20 protein-coding genes are annotated in these 19,805 nt (G+C 64.7%); 7 read left to right on the top strand and 13 right to left on the bottom strand.

All coding sequences use genetic code 11. The features are described from left to right. Nucleotides 1-2 precede the first annotated feature (2 nt). Genes M1248_RS14475 through M1248_RS14465 form a run of 3 tightly spaced genes read right to left on the bottom strand, consistent with a single transcriptional unit; the run spans nt 3 to nt 2,687 of the window. Nucleotides 3-485 (bottom strand): carboxymuconolactone decarboxylase family protein, encoded by a 483-nt coding sequence (locus tag M1248_RS14475; protein WP_163728342.1) that lies wholly within the window; start codon nt 483-485, stop codon nt 3-5. 55 nt (nt 486-540) lie between these two features. Next, nucleotides 541-2,025, bottom strand: a complete 1,485-nt coding sequence (locus M1248_RS14470; protein WP_317148777.1) for a sugar transferase — start codon at nt 2,023-2,025, stop codon at nt 541-543. Next, nucleotides 2,022-2,687, bottom strand: coding sequence for a GAF domain-containing protein (locus tag M1248_RS14465; RefSeq protein WP_317148776.1), 666 nt, complete (start codon nt 2,685-2,687; stop codon nt 2,022-2,024). Before M1248_RS14465 ends, M1248_RS14470 begins: the two co-directional genes overlap by 4 nt. Before the next feature lie 208 nt (nt 2,688-2,895). On the opposite strand from M1248_RS14465, the gene M1248_RS14460 reads away from it, so the two are divergent. The 4 genes from M1248_RS14460 to M1248_RS14445 all read left to right on the top strand — a co-directional run bounded on the left by M1248_RS14460 (nt 2,896) and on the right by M1248_RS14445 (nt 7,603). After that, a complete protein-coding gene (locus tag M1248_RS14460; RefSeq protein ID WP_163737172.1) occupies nt 2,896-3,228 on the top strand; it encodes an STAS domain-containing protein in 333 nt (110 codons plus the stop codon). Then, nucleotides 3,225-3,626 (top strand): ATP-binding protein, encoded by a 402-nt coding sequence (locus M1248_RS14455; RefSeq protein WP_317148775.1) that lies wholly within the window; start codon nt 3,225-3,227, stop codon nt 3,624-3,626. The genes M1248_RS14460 and M1248_RS14455 overlap by 4 nt, the downstream gene beginning before the upstream one ends. Nucleotides 3,627-3,759: 133 nt before the next feature. After that, nucleotides 3,760-5,670: a SpoIIE family protein phosphatase gene (locus M1248_RS14450; protein WP_317148774.1), complete on the top strand. Its 1,911-nt coding sequence runs from the start codon at nt 3,760-3,762 to the stop codon at nt 5,668-5,670. After that, nucleotides 5,627-7,603 carry a CHASE3 domain-containing protein gene (locus M1248_RS14445; RefSeq protein ID WP_317148773.1) on the top strand — a complete coding sequence of 659 codons (1,977 nt, stop codon included), beginning with the start codon at nt 5,627-5,629 and terminating at the stop codon, nt 7,601-7,603. The genes M1248_RS14450 and M1248_RS14445 overlap by 44 nt, the downstream gene beginning before the upstream one ends. Before the next feature lie 19 nt (nt 7,604-7,622). Here M1248_RS14445 and M1248_RS14440 read toward each other — a convergent pair whose 3' ends face one another. Further along, entirely contained in the window at nt 7,623-9,689 is a 2,067-nt protein-coding gene (locus M1248_RS14440) for an MDR family MFS transporter (protein ID WP_317148772.1), read from the bottom strand. 132 nt (nt 9,690-9,821) lie between these two features. Continuing rightward, entirely contained in the window at nt 9,822-10,307 is a 486-nt protein-coding gene (bfr, locus tag M1248_RS14435) for a bacterioferritin (RefSeq protein WP_163728355.1), read from the bottom strand. Between the two features lie 241 nt (nt 10,308-10,548). On the opposite strand from bfr, the gene M1248_RS14430 reads away from it, so the two are divergent. Together M1248_RS14430 and M1248_RS14425 are read left to right on the top strand one after the other, a co-directional pair. Beyond that, the gene (locus M1248_RS14430) at nt 10,549-11,181 is read left to right on the top strand and encodes a fatty-acid--CoA ligase (protein WP_317148771.1); all 633 of its coding nucleotides are present in this window, start codon (nt 10,549-10,551) and stop codon (nt 11,179-11,181) included. Between the two features lie 7 nt (nt 11,182-11,188). Further along, nucleotides 11,189-11,404, top strand: coding sequence for a bacterioferritin-associated ferredoxin (locus M1248_RS14425; protein ID WP_163685172.1), 216 nt, complete (start codon nt 11,189-11,191; stop codon nt 11,402-11,404). Nucleotides 11,405-11,408: 4 nt separating this feature from the next. Here the strand turns inward: M1248_RS14425 and M1248_RS14420 are convergent, their stop codons facing one another. From M1248_RS14420 to M1248_RS14390, 7 genes are all read right to left on the bottom strand, one after another. After that, entirely contained in the window at nt 11,409-12,815 is a 1,407-nt protein-coding gene (locus M1248_RS14420; RefSeq protein WP_317148770.1) for an HNH endonuclease signature motif containing protein, read from the bottom strand. Between the two features lie 97 nt (nt 12,816-12,912). Then, nucleotides 12,913-13,668, bottom strand: coding sequence for an enoyl-CoA hydratase/isomerase family protein (locus M1248_RS14415; protein WP_163728361.1), 756 nt, complete (start codon nt 13,666-13,668; stop codon nt 12,913-12,915). Nucleotides 13,669-13,684: 16 nt separating this feature from the next. Beyond that, the gene (locus M1248_RS14410) at nt 13,685-14,128 is read right to left on the bottom strand and encodes a TIGR03618 family F420-dependent PPOX class oxidoreductase (protein ID WP_317148769.1); all 444 of its coding nucleotides are present in this window, start codon (nt 14,126-14,128) and stop codon (nt 13,685-13,687) included. Between the two features lie 6 nt (nt 14,129-14,134). Further along, on the bottom strand, nt 14,135-14,851 hold the full coding sequence (locus M1248_RS14405) for an EthD domain-containing protein (protein WP_317148768.1): 717 nt from the start codon (nt 14,849-14,851) through the stop codon (nt 14,135-14,137). A gap of 26 nt (nt 14,852-14,877) precedes the next feature. After that, a complete protein-coding gene (locus M1248_RS14400; RefSeq protein WP_163728368.1) occupies nt 14,878-15,249 on the bottom strand; it encodes a thiocyanate hydrolase in 372 nt (123 codons plus the stop codon). Continuing rightward, nucleotides 15,246-15,911, bottom strand: a complete 666-nt coding sequence (scnC, locus tag M1248_RS14395) for a thiocyanate hydrolase subunit gamma (RefSeq protein WP_163737175.1) — start codon at nt 15,909-15,911, stop codon at nt 15,246-15,248. Before scnC ends, M1248_RS14400 begins: the two co-directional genes overlap by 4 nt. 76 nt (nt 15,912-15,987) lie before the next feature. Then, nucleotides 15,988-16,824, bottom strand: a complete 837-nt coding sequence (locus M1248_RS14390) for an SH3-like domain-containing protein (RefSeq protein ID WP_163728373.1) — start codon at nt 16,822-16,824, stop codon at nt 15,988-15,990. A 381-nt stretch (nt 16,825-17,205) separates the two neighbouring features. Between M1248_RS14390 and M1248_RS14385 the strand changes: the two genes are divergently transcribed. Then, entirely contained in the window at nt 17,206-19,194 is a 1,989-nt protein-coding gene (locus M1248_RS14385; protein WP_317148767.1) for an FUSC family protein, read from the top strand. On the opposite strand, the gene M1248_RS14380 is transcribed toward M1248_RS14385, so the two are convergent. Further along, nucleotides 19,166-19,792, bottom strand: a complete 627-nt coding sequence (locus tag M1248_RS14380; RefSeq protein ID WP_317148766.1) for a PaaI family thioesterase — start codon at nt 19,790-19,792, stop codon at nt 19,166-19,168. The two genes, M1248_RS14385 and M1248_RS14380, sit on opposite strands and share 29 nt — an antisense overlap. Nucleotides 19,793-19,805 lie beyond the last annotated feature (13 nt).

The raw sequence follows: 19,805 nt of genomic DNA, 5'->3' as shown, positions 1-19,805 counted from the left end.
GGCTACAGCGTGATCTTGCAGGTTTGGCCGATGTCCAGCGTGCGCAGCATCCTGCCCATGCCGAGCCACATCGCACACGACAGCGCGAGGTCGGTGAGCAGCTCGTCGGAGAAGTGCTCGCTCGCGCGCTCCCAGAAATCCTCGTCGTCACGCAATCCGGTGTGGTCGCTGGCGAATCGCTCGGCGAACTCGGCGGCGATCCGCTCCTGCGGGCTGTAGCCGGGCCACGTTCGCCACTCGGCGGCATGGTCGTAGAGCTCCTCGTCGACCCCGGCGGCGATGCCTTCGGAGTCGCGGGTGTTCTGGCACACCACGCATTCGTTGTCGAGCGCGATGACCATCCGGGCCAACTCGCGGACACGCATCGGGAGGCGGTTCTTGTTGTAGACCGCGTTGGTGAATCCGGCCATGGCGACGCCGATATCGGGTGACTTCACCACCCAAGCTGCGGCGTCGTCGTCGGCAAAGGGTCCAATTCGGCTCATGACGGCATGGTACGCCGGAACCGCCCCGAATTGGAACACGTTCTAGTTTTCCGCCCTATTCCGAACCACGCAAGACAGCCGGCACGGTCAGCAAGAGGATCTTGAGATCAAGCGCGAGTGACCAGTTCTCGATGTAGTAGTTGTCCCATTCCACCCGGTCTGCGATCGAGGTCTGGCCGCGCAGCCCGTGCACCTGCGCCCAGCCGGTCATGCCGGCCTTAACGCGGTGACGTTCGCCGTAGCGGTAAATCTGGATTTCGAAGAACTCGACGAACTGCGGTCGTTCTGGACGCGGACCGACAAGGCTCATCTCTCCCTTGAGCACGTTGATCAGTTGGGGTAACTCGTCCAGCGATGTCGACCGCATGATCTTGCCGATGCCCGTCCGTCTGTCGTCGCCTTCGACGCCACCAGGAGCCGAACGCGACTTCAGTTCGAAGTCACCGTCTGAAGCTGTGGCCGGCCGCATCGAGCGGAACTTCAGGCACTGGAAGACCCGTCCGTCGCGACCGATCCGATCCTGTTTGTAGAAGATCGGTCCCGGTGAGCTCAGCCGAACCAACACGGCCAGCGTTATGAGCACTGGTGAGATCGCGAGCAGTCCCAGGGCTGCCCCGACGCGATCGATCACGTGTTTCGCGTTGAACTGCCAGCCGTGCGGGTCGGCGCTCGGCAGCGACATCAACGGCAGGCCGCCGAGATGATCGACCGTCGCCCGCTCGGCGACCGCGTCGAACATGCGGGGCACCACCCACACCCGCGCTTTGTGTCGGTGCGCGATCCGAACAACGCGGGTAAGGGATTCGTCGCTCACCCGCGAGAAGGCGATGAGGACGGCCGCTGCCCCGGTGCTCTCTATCGCTGCGCCGATCTTTTCCGGGGGTCCGATGATCGGAACATCCGTATCTGCCGCCGCTGTCGCAGCGGAATTCTCGGCATCGAGGAGGCCGACCGGTAGCAGGCCGTACTCGGGGCGGGCGCGCAACCGTTCGACGATTCGGTTGGCGACTTCCCCGCTCCCGATGATGAGGGTGGGTGCCATGAAGCGGCGATTGAGCCTCATTCGCTTCTGAATCCGCGAATGGATGAAGCGCGGTATCGGCATCAGGACGGCGGCACAAAACCACGTCTTGGAAACCACGGGTCCGGAGAGCTGCGGCGCTTGGGCGAGAGTCGTGATGCCGAGCACCAGGATGGACGCCAGTGCGACGTTGGTCTCGATCGGTCCGACCTCGTCGATGAAGTTTCGGTTCAGTTTGTGCCGATACAGGGATTGCACGGCGAACAGCACCACGACAAGGGGTACGAACAGGGCGACCACCCACGAGGACGGGGGAAGGCTCTCCGATACCGATGACCACCACAAACCTATGGCGACGGCCGCTGAAGCAGCCAGAATGTCGATGGACACCGCGATGACCGTGCCGATCCAGCCGACACGAACCAGCCCGGCGAGTGCGTTGTTCGTCTCGCGCACACCTGGGTGCTGCCGATCGGTGGGTTCGTCGGGCGCCTCCAGGATCGTTGGCGATTTCGTCATATCGGTCGGCGAAATATCTTCGCGCTCGCAAGGTCGGCCATGTCCTGCAGGACGAGGATCTGACCGCCCGACCAGTTCAGCGGCCGGGTATCCCAACTGAAGAGCGAACCGACCGCGTCGTCGTCGTCGCTGAAGATCGGAACACCCGCGTACGCCCCGACCTCACCGCTGAGCACGAGCGGATGGTTTGCCAGCAGCGGGTGCGCGGTGGCGTCCTCGACAATGAACGGGATGCCGCTTACCACGGTGAACGTGCCGATTGACAGTTTGGCCGGGCGCACCCTTTCGCCGTCACCGTGAACGACGTTGCGCCCGATGATCAGTTCCCTGCTGTCGTCGAGCAGCGACACCGCGGCGAACGGCGTTGCAAGCGCTTCTGCCGTCAACAGCGCGACGGTATCGAGGGCGCCGCTCTCAGGCGTGTCCAGCAGGCCCGTGCTGTGTAGCGCGGCCAGGCGCGCCGGGTCACTCAGCGAAAGCTGAATTACGGGTTCCAGCGCGTCGGGGTCGGTCGAAAGTCGTTGAATCAACAACTGGGAAGCAGCGTCGTCCACCCCGACGCCGACAACAGCCGCTATCAGTCCTTCTTTGAGTTCTCGCTTTTCAGCATCGGACAGCCCCGTCGCAGCCTGCCACCCGTTTGACGGCGTCGCGTCCCCCACAGGTGTAAGCGTAGGTCGCCGGGACTCTTCTGGGGCGAAGAGCGGAATCTCCAATCCGCGATGCCATCGATGTGACGCGCACCGGTGTGTTTTCGCGCTTTGATCCCAATACCGAGCGCACGTGGCAAGCTACACGAGGGCTTTGTCTAGCCGTTGGTTCTGGTCCCAGGGGTGGTGCCACGACGGTTACGACGAAGAAGGAGGAGAGATGAGCGACTTTTCCACTCGGACAACGGAGTCGGGTGTCGTCGTGGTGCAGCCGACCGGGAGGCTGAACATGGTGGCTGCCCCCGCGCTACGAAAACAGCTCAATGACATCGTTGATGGTGGCGTGAGTCGAATCGTCGTCGATCTCAGCGCCACGGAATTCATTGATTCGTCCGGTTTGGGCGCGTTGATCGCGGCCCTGAAGATTGCGCGGAATGCGGGTGGCGACTTGCGCATTGCGGCTCCCACACAGCAGGTTTGCACCGTGCTGGAGTTGAGCAACCTTGACCGGGTCTTGCGTACCTATGCGTCGGCGGACAGCGCTTTCGAATGAGTGAGCACGCCATGGAGGCCGTTACCGGTCCCGACACGCTGGCGGAGATCCAGCAGACACTCGAACTGGCGTGGGCGGAAGAAGAAGTTTCCGAGCACACCAAGATGTGCATAGAACTCGCGGTCAGTGAGATCGGTACGAACATCATCGCGTACTCAGGTGACGGGCGGCCAGTGCGATTGCGCATGGTGGTTGACGTGCGCCCGGAAAGCGTGGCCGTCACCTTCACCGACGACGGACATCCCGCGGAGGTCGACCTGACCCGGATAACCATGGCCGACGAGGCCTCCGAAAGCGGCCGCGGACTGGCACTCGCGCATCGCGTACTCGACGAGCTGTCCTACTGGCGCGATCAGAAGGGCAATCACTGGACGCTGACTCGGCGTCGATCCGAATGAGGATGCGCGGCTTCCTGTGACGGGCACGGCTGAATTGTCTGACCAGGTCACGTCGAGCCCACGCTTATCGCACGCTGGTCATGGGTCGGACACACCGCCTTTCCGCATTGCCAGGTGGCAGATTCCCGACGCCGTGTTCATCATCGTCATGCTGCTCGCTTTGGCCGTGGTGACAGCGATCACCCTGAGGCTCCAACCGTCGGGCCTGTTGACGCCGCCATGGTCGCCGGCCTCGGGCATAGCTCTGGGCCTGGGCATCTGTTTTCGGCGACGGTACACCTGGATGCTTGCGCTGGCAGTTGCGGCCGTATCGTTGCCGATCTTGGTGTGGTTGGGGCGGCCTGCACCCCTCGCTGCCGCGTTGACCGCGGCCCTAGCCGTCGAGATGATTGTCGGCACGCTACTCCTTCGCGGTCGCCAGGACCGCCGACCGCAACTGTTCACTCCGAGCGATCTGGCCAGGTTTCTGGCGATCGCACTGGTGTCGGCGACGCTCTACGGCGTACTGGCCTCCGCCGCCTTTTATCTGCTCGGGTATCCGGCCGGGGCCGTGGAAACGCTCCAAACCGCTGTGCTCAAGCATGTTGCGGGAATGGCGCTTCTCACTCCGCTGCTCATGGCGCCGACTTACCGGATACAACGGGCGGGCTACGCCGAAACGGTGGGCCACGTCATCTGGACGCTGGGAACCGCCACCGGTGTGTTCATATTCGACGACACGCTACTGCCGTTGGCGTTTCTGACCTTTCCGTCCTTGGTGGCCGCGGCGCTTCGACTGTCGACCCTGCAGCTGTCCCTCGTCCTCATCGGAGTTGCGAGTATTGCATCGCACGGCAGCGTGAACGGTTTGGGCCCATTCGCGTTCGATCAGCTAGGTGGGCCGACGGGAGTTGCCCTACTACAGGCCTATCAGTTATCGATAGTCGCGGTCTTGCTCACGCTGTCCCTTCTGGTGGGATCCGAGCGGGAGATGTCATCGCGGCTACACGAGAGCGAGGAGTTGTTCCGCAAGAGCTTTAACTCGTCGGTCGCCGGCAAGCTCATGGGCATCCGGACGGCCGATCAATGGATTGTCGAGCGTGCCAACCCCTCCGCACGGGCTCTGCTGCCCGGACTGCAAGGTGGCATCAGGAGCCTTGACACCTTGATGGGTCGGGATGCCGTTGGCAAACTCTCGCAAGCCGCCGATTCCCTTGTCGGCGACAACGCCCGTATCGTCGTGCAGCTCGACGACGGGCGCAGCCTCAACGTGAGTATCGCCGTGATCGGCGAGACGACTGAAGGGACCCAGTTCGTCGTGCACTTCCACGACGTCACTGAATCGGAGCGGCTACGTCAGCTGGAGCAGGAGGAACTGAACCGGGCTGCCGAAGTTCAACGTGCACTGCTGCCTGGCAAACTCCCCGAGACGCCGGGCTGGACGTTCGGCACGTCCACCAGCCCGGCCAAACAGATCGGTGGCGATTTCTACGACGTGCGCGTGCATCAACCTTCCATCGTGCTCAGCCTCGGCGATGTCATGGGTAAGGGCATGGACGCGGGAATGCTCGCCGCCGCGACTCGCACCGCGCTCCGGTCCCACGATCCCGGTATGACTCCGTCGGCGGTCGTCACGCATGCGGCTGGCATTCTCGAAGGCGATCTGCGTCGCATCAGTGCATTCGTCACGCTTGCCTACGTACAGGTGGACATCGACTCCGGCGACTTCCGGTTCGCAGACGCGGGTCACGGCTTGCATTATGTCCTCCGGACCAGATCTGGCCGGGTTGAAAGGCTGTCGTCCGACGACATGCCCGTTGGATTGGGCGACCAATGGCGCGAACTCTCCGGCCGCCTCGCCCCGGGGGACATGATCCTGCTCGTCAGTGACGGAGTGCTCGAGCTGTGGGGCGGTTCGCTTGACGGACTCGAGAACGCAATCGCGCAGTGCGCCAACGGGACTGGGACGGGCCCACAGGAGGCCGTCGACTACTTGTGTGCGAACGCCGGCGAATTACTGGATGGCGACGACGTCACCGCGGTGGCCTTACGCCGTGCAGGGTGAGCCGCGCGCGGTGAGCGCTCCCGCCTCCGCTGATGCCGACGCCGCGAACTCGCGTCGGCGGCGCATGTACTCGCGGCTGACCGTACAGGGGTGGTTGATGGTCGTGTTGTGCGTGATGGGTGTGGTCGTCCTCTGCGGTTCGGTGTTCATCGCGGTGCTGCAATACCGCACCGACGCTGCAATTCGCCAACTGGTGGACATAACATCGCCCGCACGTGCCACCGCCTTTCAGATGCAAGCGGGACTGCGTGACCAGGAGACCGGTGTGCGCGGCTACGTCATCACCGGCGACCGCCGATTCCTCGAGCCGTACGTCGAGGGTCAGCAGGCCGAACAGGCCGCCGCCGCTCGGGTGCGCGAACGCCTGACGGGTAACGACGACCTGCTTGCCGATCTGGACGCGATCGAAACAGCGGCCGAGCAATGGCGCACCAGCTACGCCGAACCGTTGATCGCACGCGTGTCACCTGGTGAGCCCTACCCGCTCAGCACCACGGAGGCCGACCGCGGCAAGGCCCAGTTCGACAATCTGCGCGCCCTGTTCGACAGACAAAATGAAAACCTCGTTTCGGCGAGAAACGACGCCCGCGCCCAGTTGCAGCAGTTTCAGTCATGGCTGAACCAGGTGCTGATCATTGTGTTGGTCGCGCTGGTGGGCACCGCGCTGGCGCTGACCCTCTTGGTGCGCCGCGCAGTCACCCGGCCTGTGGCCGGCGTCGCGGCGGCATGCCGGCGGATCGCCAAGGGTGATTTCGCCGCGACGATCCCGGTCGAGGGTCCCAGCGATATTCGGGGGATCGCACAGGATGTAAACGACATGCGGCGGCGCATCGTCGACGAGCTTCAGACCTCGCAGGCAGCACGAGCCGAGCTCTACGAGAGCGAGGAGTTGTTCCGCAAGAGCTTCAACTCCTCGGTGGCCGGGAAACTGCTGGTATTCCGTGCGTCCACCCAGTGGATTGTCGAGCGCGCCAACCCCTCAGCACGCGACCTGCTGCCCGGGCTGCGGGAGGGCATCACGAACCTTGACCTGCTTATGGGTTCGGACGGCATGGCCGAGCTTTCGACCGCCGCCGATTCTCTCGATGGTGACGACAACGCGCGGTTGACGATGCGGCTGACCGACGGGCGCAGTCTGCAGGTGAGTATCGCCGTCATCGGCGAGAAGCCCGAAGGGACCGAGTTCGTCCTGCACTTCCACGACGTCACCGAATCGGAGCGGTTACGTCAGCTCGAGCTGGCGGAGATGAACCGGGCCGTCGAGGTGCAACGTGCACTGGTACCGGGCGCCTTGCCCGCAACGCCAGGTTGGACCTTCGGCACGTTCACCAGCCCGGCCCGACAAGTCGGCGGGGACTTCTACGACGTGCGCGTGCGTCAACCCTCCATCGTGCTGAGCCTCGGCGACGTCATGGGTAAGGGCATGGACGCGGGAATGCTCGCCGCGGCGACTCGCACGGCGCTGCGCTCCAACGATCCCGCAGCGACCCCATCGACTGTGGTCAACGGTGCAGCAGGCATCCTCGAGGGCGATCTGCGCCGGATCAGCGCGTTCGTCACGCTGTCCTATGTCCGGGTCGACATGGACTCTGGCGACTTCCTGTTCGCCGACGCGGGTCATGGGTTGCACTTCGTCATCCGCACTCGGTCCGGCCGCATCGAGCGCCTGGCGTCCAACGACATGCCCATGGGATTGGACGACCACTGGCAGGAACTCTCCGACCGCCTGGCCCCGGGGGACATGATCCTGCTCGTCAGCGACGGTGTGCTCGACCTATGGGGCGGTTCGATCGAGGGACTCGAGGACGCCATCTCGCAGTGCGCCGATGGCAATGGGACGGGCCCGCAGGCGGTCGTGGACTACCTGTGTGCGAATGCGGACGAGATGCTCGACGGTGACGACGTCACGGCGGTAGCCCTGCGCCGCGGCTGATGAGCGAAGGACGCGCAACCTAGCTTGCGCGGCTGCGGGCTGCGTCCAGTTCGCCGCGGTCCTCAGTCCAGTTCCGCTGCACGAGCATACGATGCGCGATTCGTTCGAGCGCCGCCTCGACCTGATCACCGTCGGGCCGTCCTTCGAACGAGGATGACGTGGCCAATTTGTCGACGATGCGTCCGACGATGAGCCCGGATATCGCGTCGACCTGCTTCATTCCGGCCTGGGTCAGCCACAGCCTGCCGCCGCCTCCCAGCACCAGTCCGTCGCGGATCAGCCCGTCGAAGGTGGGCTCGATGACCTCGTGGGGCACCCGCAGACGTTCGGCGATGTCGGTCAGCGTGGCCGTACCGAACACCTGGTTCTGCCGATAGATCTGGAGCAGTGCCCACATCTGGGTGACGTCGAGATTGCACCCGGGGAGTTGGGCGAGACTGCGTAGCCGAATCTCGGGCGAGTCGCGGAAGATCCGCCCGATGGCCACTTCGAGGATCTTCTCGGGCGACTCGGTGCTCGGCATCCCGAAACCCTCACCGAGGTCGCTCGCCGATACGGTTTCGATTTCGCGCAGTCGCACCTCTTTGAGGAAGAGCGAAACCACGAAGCCGACAACTGCGACGGGTACCCCGCAGAGGAACACAGTGCCGAGCGAGTCCGCATATGCGTCGACGATCGGTGCGGCCATCTCCGGCGACAGCGCGTGCAGTGCCTGCGGGGAATCCGCAGCCCTGGCGGGCGCCCCGCTGGCCACCAGCGCAGCCGGGATCTTGCCGGCAAGGAAGTTGGCGAACAGCGAGCCGAAGATCGCTGCGCCGAAAGAGCTTCCGATCGTCCGGAAGAACGTGACCCCGGACGTTGCCACACCGAGGTCGGCAAAGCTGGAGGTGTTCTGGACGACGAGAATCAGAACCTGCATACACAGACCGATACCTGCGCCGAGGATGAACAGCGACACCGACTGCTGCCACAGCGGTGTGGCAGCCCCCATCTGTGACAGCAGCGCGAACCCCACCGCCATGGTGGCGGTGCCCACGACGGGGAACACCTTGTACCGGCCGGTGCGGCCGATGATCTGCCCGCTTCCGATGGACATGATCAGCATCCCCGCCACCATCGGCAAGGTGCGCATACCCGACTCGGTCGCCGAGACGCCGTTGACGAATTGCATGAACGTGGGCAGGAATGTCAGTGCACCCAGCATCGCGAATCCGACGATGAAGCCGAGGATGCAGCACACCGTGAACACCGGGCTGGCGAACAGACGGATCGGCAGAATCGGCTCTGCGACATGGGATTCCACCCAGACGAAGATTGCCAGTGCGAGTGCGGAACCGACGAAGAGGCTGATGATCATCGGAGACGACCAGGCGTAGGTGCTGCCGCCCCAGCTGGTGGCCAGCGTCAGGCCGGACGCGGCCACACCGATGAACAGAATGCCCGCGTAGTCGATGACCGCCCTGCCGGCCTTGGCCAACGACGGGATGGCCAGGGTTCCGACCACGATCACGAGAAGCGCGATCGGCACATTGATCCAGAACGCCCATCGCCAGCTGAGGTGATCGGTGAAGAACCCGCCGAGTAGCGGGCCGATGACGGTGGTGACTCCGAACACGGCACCGAGCGCGCCCTGATAGCGACCTCGTTCGCGCAACGGGATGACTTCGCCGATGACAGCCATCGCCGTGACCATCATCGCGCCACCACCGATGCCCTGCAGTGTGCGCGATGCGACCAGCATCGTCATCGAGCCCGCGAGCCCACAGAGGACGGATCCGGCGAGGAAGAACAGGACCGCCACCTGGAAGACGGCCTTGCGGCCGAACAGATCGCCGAGCTTTCCGACGATCGCGGTGGCGATCGTGGAGGCCAATAGGTAACTGGTCACCACCCAGGACTGGTGGCCCGCTCCCCCGAGGTCAGCGACGACGGTCGGCAGCGCGGTGGCCACGATGGTCTGATCCAGGGCCGCCATCAACATGCCGAGCAGCACCGCAACAAAGATGATGTTGCGGCGCCCAGCGCTGATCAGCGCGCTGGGAGATTCACAATCTGCGGCAGCCGCGTCCGTTCGCGTGCTCGTCATACCTGCCTTCCTTCGGTGGCGTACCCATCAGACCTATCGTTAGACAGGCTATGAAAGTTACGCCGCCCACGGAAGATCAGGCGTCACGATGGGCCCCATGAAGTTGGGGACTGGCGACGAATGTGCCGTTGGCTATGCGCTGGTTGGCGGCCGGGATACGCACTGGGCCGAGTACAGCTCGACGCCGAGCTTATCCATCAACTGGAGCTGGGTTTCGAGGTAGTCGATGTGCTCCTCTTCGTTGGCCAGGATGCCCTCCAAGAGGTTCGCCGAGGTGGCGTCCTCCTTCTCGCGGCACATGATGATGCCCGGCCTCAGCCGCCCTATCACCTCGTATTCGATGGCCAGGTCGGCCTCGAATTGTTCACGCAATGTCTGACCAATTCGCAGCGAAAACAGTCGCTGATAGTTCGGCAGGCCGTCAAGAAGCAGAATTCGGTCGGTGATCGACTCGGCGTGCTGCATTTCTTCGAACGACTCTTTGCGCGTATATTCAGCAAGCTCGGTGAATCCCCAATTCGCCTGCATCTTCGAATGCAAGAAATACTGGTTAATGGCGGTCAATTCGCTCGTCAGTTGCTCGTTGAGCAATTTCAGAACGTCGGGATCCCCTTGCATCATCGCTCCTAGGCAACTTGAGGGCTGGCAGTTGTCGCTGTGGGTGGTGCCATACCCAATCTAGTGCAGGAAATGTGTATTGGCGCATCTTTATCGTTGCCCTGGGCGTGTTTTCGGGGTGATCGCGAACGATCGGGACACCGACGGGGCGCAGATCAGGTACCTACTCTGGACTGCCTAGGCTAAGTAAGGTTAGACTGCGCTAACGCTTGCAAGCCTAGCCTATGGATAGGGAATGGGAATGAGTGATTTCGATCTGCACTCACTCATTCTCGCATGCGATTTCCGCGTCGATGACGTCGATCGCATGTGGACGTGGCTGAAGAAGCATTCCGACGGACTCGCCGCTATCGGAGCACACCATGTCGTTCTCTACACATCCATATGGGAACAGAACCGAGTATTGGTGACCATTGGTATTCGGCACGTCCGTTCGATGCGGGATGTACTGCGGTCACCCGAAATTTTCGAGTGGTTCAACATTTCGGGTGCCGACGACATTCCACCGATCTTCGGTGGCGAGGTCGTCGAAAAGATCGATCTGTACCCGCCGTCAGCCGACGAACGTGTCGGCCGGGTCGTCGTCGGCGTCATGTCCTCGGTCGAAGACGTCTCTGCACTGATGGTCAAGGTGCACGACGGACTCGACCGCTTCAAACGCGGCGGAGTACGCAAGATCTGGGTTTATCGCGCGCTCGACGACGGACAGGAAGTGATGATCCTGCAGGAAATCGAGGACGAGACCGCGGCTCGGCAATGGATCGATCATCCGGATGCGGCCGCCGAATGGATGTCGAATGCGGGCCTCGGGCCCTACCCCACCCAGTTCGTGGGCAGATTCGCCCACCTCATGAGCATCGACGAGCAGAGCTGAGCCGCCGATGTTCGTATGCCTGTGCATGGGAGTGACGAGCCACGACGTCGACCAGCTCGTCGCCAACGGCGCCTGCACTTCCAAGCAGATCACCGAAGCCTGCGGCGCCGGAGGCGACTGCGGCCGATGCCGCCGTACATTGCGCGCCATCATCGCCACCCATCACGATGTCGCCGGCTGCCCGTCGAAGAACGGCTGTGCGAAAAGAACGCTGAGCCGGTAGAACCTTAGGGTCCGCGTTCGTTGTTCCCGTCGTCTTTGTCTGGTGGTTTCAGGAGTAGTTCGGGGCGGTGGTGGTAGTTGATGCGGGTTTGGCCGGTGTCGAGGCCTGGTGGTGGGTGCCATTCGGCGTCGCCGTGGTCGTTGATGGTGGTGGTCCAGCCGTTGTCCTTGTCGACGAGGCGGTTATCCGGCCCACAGGCCAGGGTCATCTCGTTGACGTTGGTGTGGCCGCCGTCGGCCCAATCCTGCAGTGCGTGATGCACCTGGGCGCCGTAGGCCGGCACCGCGCAGCACGGTTTGGTGCAGCCCCCGTCACGGGCGATCAACATGATCCGCTGCGCCGCCGACGCGGTGCGTCGCGCGCGGAACAGGTCCAGGGCTTGTCCGGTGGATTTGTCGAACACCGCCAGCCAGTGGTGGGCGTGGGCGGCCAGGCGGATCACATCTGTGATCGGCATGAGGCTGCCGCCGCCGGTGGTGCCCACCCCGGCGCGGGACTCGAGGTCTTGGAGGGTGGTGCGGATGATGATCGAGGTCGGTAGCCCGTTGTGCTGACCCAACTCGCCGGATTCCAACGCGTTGCGGCCCAGGGCGAGCAGGGCGTCGTGTTGGCGTTGGGCCAGGGTGCGGTGATCGGTATCGATCTGCTCCTGTGAGGGGGTGCCGCTGATGCACGGGGTGTCGTCGTCGGGGTTGCACATGCCCGGTGCGCCCCATTTGGCGAAGATGGGTTCGAGCACTGCCCACGCTTCCGGCGTCAGGTCGCCTTTGATGGAGACCATGCCGTCACGGCCCTGCGGGCCACAAATGAGACCGCGTTTGCGCTGTCGTTCGGTGTCCTCGGGTTCCGGGCCGTCCTGATCCAAGAGGAACAGCATCGTGGTGGCGGCCCTGCCCAGCTCGTAGGGTCCGACACCGACCGCGATACGCACCAAGTCCTGTTCGATCTCCTCACGCGTGGCGGCATCCACGAACCCGGGAAGGCGTCCCATGGCGTCGCGGATCTTGTCCACATGTTCACCGGTGATCTGCCCGGCGGCTTGGGCGGCGGCGGTCGCCGCGAGCACCGGCGCCAACGGTTGACCGGTCAACGCCCGTCGCGGCCCGAGTACTTCGGCTTCGGCCAGGCGGCGGTTGGCCTCGGTCGCTGAGATCCGCCACCGGATCCGCAGCACGTCTTTCCAGTTCTTGGCGCCCAACTCCTTGGGCGTCGTTTCGGTCTGTAGCCGGGCCAGCGCACGATGCCACTGCGCGGGCAGTTGGCACGACAACATCTCCAGCTCGTCGAGGACGTCGAGCAGTTCGCGGTGGGTGAGCATGTCCAGGTCGCAGCCGGCCAGCGACTTGTGGGCGGACCGCAGCGCGGCCATCGCCACCTGCACCGGGGTCGCCAACATGACTCGAACATACATTCGACCACCGACAACCCAACCCAGGCTGGGACAACAGAAACCAAAGTGACAGAAGAGATTTCAGCTGTGAACGACCCTGACGGGTTTCGGCAGGCGCCTACTGACCCTTGCCGGTGAAATCCGCCAAGGCGGCGGCATTGGCGGCCGCGCCCATCAGGACCGCGAAGTGCCCGTTCTCTCTTTCCGTCGCCGCGGCGATGCCCTCGCGGGTCGGCGCGATGATCGTCTGCTTGACGGCCATGAGACTCGAAATCGGCCGGGAGGCAAGGATTTCGGCATGACGGCGTGCCTCTGGTAACAGATCGTCGGACTCGCAGACCTTCCAGACCAGCCCCATCGCCCGCGCCTCCTCGGCACCGACCCATTCCGAGGACAGCAGCAGCCATGCGGCGTTCTGCCTGCCCATCAACCGTGGCAACAGGTACGACGACGCCGCTTCCGGCGCCACGCCGAGGCTGGTGAAGGGGGTCTTCAGGCGTGCGGCTGAGGACATGAACGCCAGATCCGCGTAACCGAGGATCGTCGCGCCGATGCCCACCCCCACTCCGTTGACCGCAATGATCAACGGTTTGGGGAAGTCGGCGAGCGCCTCGATCATCGTCGAGAAGTGGCTGCCCTTCTCGTTGAACTCGGGATCGGTGATGCGCCTCTGCATTTCGTTGAGGTCGTTGCCGGCGCTGAACGCCCGCCCGGCGCCCGTCAGCAACACCACGGCGACTTCCGGATCGGCGGCGGCCTCGTTCAGCGCGGTCGCGGTGGCGAAGTACAGCTCCTCGTTGAACGCGTTGAGGACGTCGGGCCGATTGAGCGTCAGGGTCCGCACCCGCTGGTCGTCGACAATCTCGAGAATCACGCCAGCAGCGTATGCGCTAGCCGTTGCTGTACACCCGGGCGGGTGCGATAAGGACGACCGTGCGGCGCTGCTCGGCCATCACCCGGTCGTATTCGTCCCAATCGTCGTGTGTGCCACCGGCGGCGGTGAACACCTCACGCAACAGCAGACGAAGCTGCTCGGAATCGGCCAGCCACGGCTGAGGGTCGTCGGGACCCGCCAACTCCGCTGTGCCTTCGACGGTGGCCCACTGCCATCCCTTTCGGAACGTGACCGCCAGTTGTGGACGTGCGCGCAGGTTCGCCAGTTTCACTTTTCCGTAGGTGACGAAGCCCAGGGCCGGCTGCCCCGTCGCGGGATGGGTCAGCACACCGACGTTGACCAGTGACGCCTGGACCGTGGCGTCGGCGCGCACGGTCGCGACCACAGCGAGGCCGCTGTCGTCGGCCGCAAGGGCGAAGGCTTCCTCCAGTGTGGGCATCTGACCTCACCCGATCCGGTTGTCGGTGACGAACGGCGTTCGGTAAACGTAGCGGCTCGTCGGCACGGTGTCGACGTTGCGGTTCGCCCCGAATGCCGAGGTACTGGCCACCATTCGGTCCATCCGGCGGCTCAGCTCGGCGTCGCCGGGAGCGCCGAAGAACGCGTGCAGATCGGTGACAGCCGCTTCGGGGAAGAGCTCTTCGACGATCGCGTCGATCGGCGGGGCGTCCGGAGTCAAGGCGCGCACCACCGCGTTCTGGGTGTAGCCGAACGTGGACTGCGTTTCGATGGCCACCGGTGTGTGGTCGATGTGCCAGCGCCGCAGCCAGGTCGCCTCGTCCAAGTCCTCGGGCCTGCGCAGTAGCGCGATGTTCGCGAAGCCGTCCGTGCGCGCTCCTTCGGCGGTGGCGGGCGGCGGCAACGGCACCGATTCGGTGACGAGGTAAGCGGCAACCTCGTCCGCCTCGGATGCCAGCCGGGACAACGCCGCGATCACCGGCTCGGCGTACGACTGATGCGCCCACAGGGTGACGAACCCGACGACCGGCGGCTCGAGGGTCGTCAACGTCATGAGTGAGTTGCGCACGACACCGTCGCGCACATTGACGGCCAGCCCAGGCAATCCGAGCTCGAGCAGGTCCGCCGCGACGTCGGTCCGCATCCTCGTGCACCATGCGTCATCCGCATCCGCGCGCCGGAGCGCGATGATCACCTTTTCCACCGGTCGAACCTACCGCGAGGACGTGGTCAGGCTTCCAGCCTCGCCCGGATGCTCGCCAGCCGCTGCTCGAGTTCGGCCTCGTCGATGACGCCTCGGCTCACCAGAGAATGCGCCAGCGACATCAGCTGGTTCTCGGGATAAGGCAGGTTGGAGTACAGCGTCGCCGATAGCTCGTCCTCCTCGTCGCGGCGCTGCTTGAAATCAGGGATGTTCTCGTCACACGAGGCCCTGTCCAAAGCGTCGCACATCCCGTCCAAGCTCGACTTCCACGGTGGCACAGGATTTTCGACGCCCCACTTGGCGGCCATTCGGGACCAGACCTGATCGCGCTCGACGATTTCCTCCAGTGGCGCGATGCGGGAGGACTCGATGGACGCGGGACCGTCGGCGGCGTTCATCCGGCGTTGCCCGGATGAATCGCGGGACGGGTGTCGACGATCATGTTGGTCGTGACCCCCGCCTTCGGCAGCGCCACCCCGATCAGGCAGTCCCGGGTGATTATCTCGACGAGCTGATCCTCGGTCCAGTCCTCGGTGCCCTCGGGCTGCAGGGGCATCACCATGAATCGGTGCTTCTGGTTGGAGTCCTGCACATGGACCGTCACCTCGTCGGGCAGATAAAGCCCGAACTCGGCGAGCACCTGCCGCGGCCAGCGGACAAGGCGCCGACGGTAATTCGGTGTGCGGTACCACTCGGGTGAGTTGCCGAGGATCGGTCTCGGGTAGCAGGAGCACAACGCGCACACGATCACGTTGTGCACCGTGGGGGTGTCCGCGAGGATCTGGAACGCGGTGAAGTCGCTCGGTGTCCCCCATCCGGTGGGGTGCAACCAATCGACGCCGACCTCCTTGCTCGCCGTCATCGGCTCCGCGAGAGCGAGCTCCTTGAACTTCGGGTCAAGCCACGCCCTGGCGACCAGACGCGCAGCCGGAGTCGGGCCGATCTGCTCGGCGAACTCGGTCATCAAGCGGTGCTCCTCGGCCGTGAAGATGCCCTTCTCGATGCACAGTTCGCGCAGGGCGATCTCCAGAACCTCGAAGTCCGTGATCTCGTCGACCATCGGCGCGACGGTCCGGTCGTGATCGTGGTCGTGGTCGTGGTCGTGGTCAGACAAATCGAATCCCTTCTGTCAGAGTCTATTTGGCGGCGTCGAGCCAGTGTTCGGGAATCTCGGTGGATATGACGTCGTTGTCGGTTCCGGTGTAGCCGTACCAGAGGTCGGCCATGTTGAACTTCACGACGTAAAACCACTCCGGCTTTGCGGGACGATCCCAGGTTTCGTCCTCGGCGGCCGGGCTCTCGTAAGCGACGGCCTCGATTTCGCCGGTCGCACCGCGCACGTATTCAGGGGTGCGGGTGTAGAAGATCACCGGGAGTTCGCGCACCACGACCGGATCACCGACCTTGAACCTGGGCGTCCCGGCCTGACCGGAATAGCACTGCGGATCGCCCTTCCCGTTCGCCTCTTCGGCGTGCTGGTTGCGCTTGACGTGCGATCCGTCGCCCTCGGACTTCGGTTTGGCCTCCAGCGTCTTGCCCTCGAGCCCGCCCGCGTAGCGCTGTTGGACCTCGGCCATCCGCTCGCTCAACTCGGTCAGCCCGATGTGGTGCTTCTCCACCAGAACGCGAGCGACAGCGAGCAACCAGCGGCCGTAGTAGGGCAGGCCCAGATATTCCGCGCGCCCGACGTCGACGTTGCCGATGCGCCGTCTCTCCTCCGACAGCCAGATACCGCGCCAGCCCAGCACCTCGCAGATGACGTACGTCATGTGTTCCCAGAGCTCGTACTGCTTGTTTTCGTACTTCATCGGCGCGTCCGGCTCGCCGCCGACGTCGTGGACGGGCTTGAGATACGCGGTGATCCGGCCGTGGTCGAGCATGTCCGGGGTCGGCGCATCGGGAAGTTCCGGGTACGCCGATTTGAGTCGGGACGTCAGTTCGAGTTGAGCCGCCCGTTCTGCTGCAGTACTCATCAAGGGTCCCTTCGTCGGCCGGACATGCCGGCACTCATTGCTGATCGGCGAATCTGAACGGGGGGCGGAATGCGGTGCGCAGGGCAAGGTCCAGCAACGCCGTCGAACACGACAGCATTGTTGGGCATCGGCACCTCCGGCTGCTCTATAAACCCAGCGCCGACTCTATCGGGCAAATTGAACTTATACAGCCAAATCGAAAACGGACTCAGCTGTTGACGGATACGTAAACCATTGTGGGTTCTTGCCATGTGCCACAAGCTGTTTGGCGCCGGGCTCACCGAGACCGATCGTCCATCCCGAAAACGACGCGGCGGCCTTGTCGCGCGACTCGCACCGAGTTCGGCCGTCGAGCGGCTTCGGTGGCGTCAGAATGGGTGGATGACCACCGCCAGCCGGGTCTTCGAGGTGTTGAAGCCGCCCACGCCGGACCTCGGCGCGGTCGTTCGCAGCCTGCTCGGTGTCCTGGCTATGGCGATCTTCGCGCTGGCCATCGGCGGCGGTGCCGCCGGGGTTTGGACAGCCGCCGCCGGGGTGGTCTGTGGCGCGATCGCACTGCAGGACAGCCCCGGCGGACGTGTGCAACTCGTCATCATCGTGGCCTTGCAGATGGCCGGCGCCGTCCTCGTCGGAGCGTTGACATCGGCGTACACCATCGTGTTCATCGTCGTCGTCGCGGTGTGGTGCCTGGCGGCCGGCATGCAGTGGGCGCTCGGGGGCAATGCGGGGCTCGTCGCCGCCGCGGGCAGTGCGCTGCTGGTGATCGCGCCTCCGATTGCGCCGTCGGTGACGTCGGTCGCGCTGCCCACGATACTGACGATCGCGACGGGCTGCGTGCAGGCGGCGCTCATCGCCGTCTGGCCTCCCCAACGTTGGCGCACGCAGAGCGACGCGTTGGCATTGGCGTACCGGTCCCTGGCCGACGAGGCGCGACGCATCACCGCCGATGACGACGAACCCCCGGAGGCGGCTCAACTGACCGGGCTTCGCGACGCGTTCGCCGACACCCAGGCCACCAGGCGGCCCGAGGCTTACCACGGCGGCCATCGCCTACCCGAGCGGTTGATGGCAACGCTGGTGGCGCTGCGCGGAGCCGACGGCGATGAGCGCGAACGTGTGTCGCACATGCTGAACGATGCCGCGGTGGCGCTCGACGCCATCGCCGAGAACAAGCACAACGCACGACGCGAAGCCGAGCACGCCCTGGTCCGCGTCGACACCGTGGTGTCGGCCATGAAGGGGCCGGAAGCGGTAGCCGCGCAGCGGTTCTCGAAGCAACTACAGCAAGCGGCCGAGTTCCGGTTTCCCGACCTCCTTCAACCCGTGGTGATCAGCCCGTTGCGGACCGCGCTCACCGAGGTCCGCGGGCACCTGACCTGGGCGTCGCCGATCCTGCGACATGCCGTGCGGTTGTCGGCGGCCCTGGCGCTGGCCACCGCCGCCGACCGGTTCGCCCCGATCGAGCACGGTCACTGGATCGCGCTCACCGTCCTGTTCGTTCTACGGCCCGAGACGGCGCACACCTACACCCGCTGCGTCGGCCGGGTCGCGGGTATCGCCGGTGGCATCATTCTCGCGTCGGTGATCACCACGATCTGGCAGCCGACAGGTGCGGCCGCCGCGGTGCTGACCGTGGGGTTTCTCGCCGTCACCTTCTGGGTGGTGCGATTCGGCTACATCGCGGCGAGCGCGGGGGTGGCGACCGCCGCGGTGTTCCTGATGAATATCGACGCCGCCGCGGCCGGCGCAACAGTGGAAGACCGGCTGTTCTCCGTCGTGATCGGCGGCGGGCTGGCGGTCATGGCGCATGTGGTGCTACCCGATGATGCGCTGACGCGGCTACAGCAACGCGCCGGCGAATTACTCAAGACCGAAATCGATTATGCGGCAACGGTGGTCAAGGCATTCGTCCATGAACTCGATCACCCTGCCGACGCCATGTCGGCCGCCTGGCAGCGCGCGTTCCGGGCGCGGGCCGCGTTCGAAGCCGCGTCCGGCGCCGCGCGGATGGATTCGCGGGATCTACGTCGGTGGCTGCGCTCCTATCGCACCGCGCTCAACGCGGTCACCAGCGCGTGCACGTCGCTCGAGCGCAGCCTGCCGATGCAGTCGCCCGACAAGCTGACTCCCGATTTCATCGCTGCGGTCGACGATTACGTCGAAGCGCTGCGGGGCGCACCGCCGAATCCCGCACTGCCATGGACCGTCGACGTCGCCGCGCTGACGGCGGCGGACGCGCAGGTGCGCGCGCAGGCGGCGCTGCTGCCAGGTGACAACGGGGCGGCGCGGGTACTGGTCTCCGAAATCGCGGCCATCACACGCAGCCTCGTCGGCATCGCGCCTAGCCGCGAGCCCACTTCGGCTGGATGAAGATGCCTTCCGCCTCTACGGTGATGCCTTCCTCGTCGGCGAGGTGGCCCGCGGCATAGGCCTTGAACCCGTCGGTCCGGGTGATCCTCGCCTCGGCGTGTAGCTCGCCGAGCCGGGTGGGCCGCAGATAGCGCAGCGTGATGGTGCCGGTGAAGCGTGGCGTTTCCTCGTTGGCCGCCACCTCACCGAGCACATGGTCGAGGACGAGCGCGGAGACTCCACCGTGCACATGTCCGGGCGGCCCTTCGTACGCGGCCCCCAGGTGAAAGTCGGTGAACACGCCGCCATCGTCGTCGCGCTGGATCGTCAGCGGCGGCGCGATCGGATTGCGGATCCCGATCACCGGATTTCCCCATGCCAAGCGATCGCCGCCGGTGGTGGAGCGCACGCCGAACGGACCGTCGCACTGTCGGGACCGCAGCCGCGCCGTCGCCGCGCCGATCTCGGCCGTCACCTCGCCCACGGTGTCGGCGTCGACCTCGGTACGGATCGTCGCGTCGATGAGCTCGCGGACCGCAGCGGCAAGGGGCTCGTATACGGCGCGCATGCGTTCGACCTCCGCCGAGGACACGTCGCCGATGTCGGTGTACTGCACCACCCGTGCACTAGAA

This window comes from Mycobacterium sp. 29Ha (assembly GCF_032883055.1).
Taxonomy (GTDB): Bacteria; Actinomycetota; Actinomycetes; order Mycobacteriales; family Mycobacteriaceae; genus Mycobacterium; species Mycobacterium gallinarum.
The sequence above is the reverse complement of the archived record's forward strand: the minus strand, read 5'-3'. Positions and strand labels throughout refer to the sequence as shown.

Bases quoted from the DNA above. Each gene is read 5' to 3' on its own strand.
- scnC (WP_163737175.1), bottom strand. From the start codon at position 15,911: ATGGTCGACGAGATCACGGACTTCGAGGTTCTGGAGATCGCCCTGCGC.
- M1248_RS14430 (WP_317148771.1), top strand. From the start codon at position 10,549: ATGAGTGATTTCGATCTGCACTCACTCATTCTCGCATGCGATTTCCGC.
- M1248_RS14390 (WP_163728373.1), bottom strand. From the start codon at position 16,824: ATGAGTACTGCAGCAGAACGGGCGGCTCAACTCGAACTGACGTCCCGA.
- M1248_RS14410 (WP_317148769.1), bottom strand. From the start codon at position 14,128: ATGCCCACACTGGAGGAAGCCTTCGCCCTTGCGGCCGACGACAGCGGC.
- M1248_RS14455 (WP_317148775.1), top strand. From the start codon at position 3,225: ATGAGTGAGCACGCCATGGAGGCCGTTACCGGTCCCGACACGCTGGCG.
- M1248_RS14420 (WP_317148770.1), bottom strand. From the start codon at position 12,815: ATGTATGTTCGAGTCATGTTGGCGACCCCGGTGCAGGTGGCGATGGCC.
- M1248_RS14445 (WP_317148773.1), top strand. From the start codon at position 5,627: ATGGCGACGACGTCACCGCGGTGGCCTTACGCCGTGCAGGGTGAGCCG.
- M1248_RS14460 (WP_163737172.1), top strand. From the start codon at position 2,896: ATGAGCGACTTTTCCACTCGGACAACGGAGTCGGGTGTCGTCGTGGTG.
- bfr (WP_163728355.1), bottom strand. From the start codon at position 10,307: ATGCAAGGGGATCCCGACGTTCTGAAATTGCTCAACGAGCAACTGACG.
- M1248_RS14470 (WP_317148777.1), bottom strand. From the start codon at position 2,025: ATGACGAAATCGCCAACGATCCTGGAGGCGCCCGACGAACCCACCGAT.
- M1248_RS14385 (WP_317148767.1), top strand. From the start codon at position 17,206: ATGACCACCGCCAGCCGGGTCTTCGAGGTGTTGAAGCCGCCCACGCCG.
- M1248_RS14440 (WP_317148772.1), bottom strand. From the start codon at position 9,689: ATGACGAGCACGCGAACGGACGCGGCTGCCGCAGATTGTGAATCTCCC.
- M1248_RS14475 (WP_163728342.1), bottom strand. From the start codon at position 485: ATGAGCCGAATTGGACCCTTTGCCGACGACGACGCCGCAGCTTGGGTG.
- M1248_RS14400 (WP_163728368.1), bottom strand. From the start codon at position 15,249: ATGAACGCCGCCGACGGTCCCGCGTCCATCGAGTCCTCCCGCATCGCG.
- M1248_RS14425 (WP_163685172.1), top strand. From the start codon at position 11,189: ATGTTCGTATGCCTGTGCATGGGAGTGACGAGCCACGACGTCGACCAG.